The following is a 1,323-nucleotide window of genomic DNA, read 5'->3' as shown; positions in this document are numbered from 1 at the left end:
ATATAGATAATAACCCAAATTATACATATATTGAGAAAATAAGTAATGATGAATTATATCAATTGTTTAAGGTATGTCGAGTTAGTGCATTGCCAAGTTGGTTAGATACTCCTGGCTTAGTTAGTTTAGAAGCTGCAGTTATGGGATGCAATTTAGCTGTTAGCAAAATTGGTACTACGGCTGAGTATTTTGGTTCAGAAGCTTTTTATTGTTTGCCAGATGATTTGATGAGTATTAGACAAGCCGTTGATTTGGCTTATAACAAAGAAAAAAATTCAGTATTACAAGAACGAATTTTTAAAGAATATACTTGGGAAAAAGCTGCAGAGAAAACGTTAATGGCTTATAAATCAGTATCAGGAATATAAAAAATGATAAAAAAAGTAATGTTAGTTTTTGGCACGAGACCAGAAGCAATAAAAATGTGCCCTTTAGTGAAAGAGCTGCAAAACATAAATCGCATTGAAACTGTAGTTTGTGTAACAGGGCAACATAGAGAAATGTTACAACAAGTATTGGATATATTTTCTGTAATTCCTGATTATGATTTATCAATAATGAGAGATAATCAAAGTCTCTTTACTATTACAACAGATATTCTAGAAAAATTAAAACCAGTATTAGAAAAAGAGCAACCTGATATTGTTCTTGTTCATGGTGATACTACAACAACTTTTGCAACTTCTTTAGCAGCATTTTATTTAGGAATTAAGGTAGGGCATGTAGAGGCGGGGTTACGAACTTATGATTTACATAGTCCTTTCCCTGAAGAGTTTAATCGTCAAGCTGTTTCTATTATTGCGGACTATAATTTCGCACCTACGAAAATATCGAAGCAGAATTTACTTAATGAAGGAAAGAAAGAACATACAATTTTTGTGACGGGAAATACAGCAATAGATGCATTACAAACCACAATCAAAGATGATTATTCACATCCATATTTAGATTGGGTAAATTCTTCAAAATTAATAATGATAACAGCGCATAGACGTGAGAATTTAGGGAAACCAATGGAAAATATGTTTAGAGCGATCAAAAGAGTTCTGGATGAAAACGAAGATGTAAAGGCGATCTATCCAATTCATAAAAATCCTAAAGTACGGGAAGTCGCGAATAAAATTTTGGGAGCGGACTCTCGTATCAAAATTATAGAACCGTTAGAAGTAATAGATTTTCATAATTTCCTAAATAAAAGTTATTTAATTTTAACTGATTCAGGCGGCATACAGGAAGAAGCTCCTTCTTTAGGAAAGCCCGTCTTAGTGATGCGTGATACTACAGAAAGACCAGAAGGAATAGAAGCAGGAACATTAAAATTGG

The 1,323-nt window shown here is 32.7% G+C and carries 2 protein-coding genes; both read left to right on the top strand.

Annotated features, from left to right (window positions below; genetic code table 11):
* Positions 1–368, top strand: a 368-nt coding sequence (locus tag BKK47_RS12540) for a glycosyltransferase (RefSeq protein WP_162273579.1), incomplete at its 5' end; no start/stop codon positions are given.
* 3 nt (positions 369–371) lie between these two features.
* Positions 372–1,323, top strand: a 952-nt coding sequence (gene wecB, locus BKK47_RS12195; RefSeq protein WP_279626191.1) for a non-hydrolyzing UDP-N-acetylglucosamine 2-epimerase, incomplete at its 3' end; no start/stop codon positions are given.

It is taken from the genome of Rodentibacter mrazii (genome assembly GCF_001998825.1).
In the GTDB taxonomy this organism is placed as follows: Bacteria; Pseudomonadota; Gammaproteobacteria; order Enterobacterales; family Pasteurellaceae; genus Rodentibacter; species Rodentibacter mrazii.
Note: the sequence above shows the minus strand (reverse complement) of the source record. Positions and strands in the feature narration are given on the sequence as shown.